Annotated in this window: 1 protein-coding gene; it reads left to right on the forward strand. The window is 53.5% G+C overall.

The features are described 5' to 3' along the window. Positions 1 to 47: 47 nt before the first annotated feature. Positions 48 to 437: ABC transporter permease (locus C3B52_RS35925; RefSeq protein WP_164685095.1), on the forward strand; the 390-nt coding region annotated here is incomplete at its 3' end.

A 437-nucleotide genomic window follows, 5' to 3' on the forward strand; every position in this document is an offset into this window, starting at 1 on the left:
CTAATCTCCACCTTTGCAAGCCACTGGGCCGGAGGGGGTGATGAAGCATGAATTCCTCATCCATCTGGGAGCAAATCGGCCGTCAGTTCTCTTTGCGGTGGGGCGAGCTTCTGGTATCCGTTGGAGAACATATTCAGCTCGTTCTCATCTCGATGGTCATCGCCATCATCATTGGAGTTCCTGCCGGAATTCTGGTATCCAGGTATAGCTTCCTGCGAACCTGGATCATAGGCGGAGCCAGCATTCTTCAGACTATTCCAAGCTTGGCTCTGCTCGGCTTTATGATCCCGCTCCTCGGGATCGGCATGAAAACTGCGATAGCCGCACTGTTCCTCTATTCACTGCTGCCGATTATCCGCAATACCTTCACCGGTATCAAGGATGTGGACCCCTCAGTTATCGAAGCGGCACGCGGCATGGGAATGACGGGAACCCAA

Origin of the sequence: Brevibacillus reuszeri (genome assembly GCF_002897295.1) — a bacterium.
Classification (GTDB): domain Bacteria; phylum Bacillota; class Bacilli; order Brevibacillales; family Brevibacillaceae; genus Brevibacillus; species Brevibacillus reuszeri_A.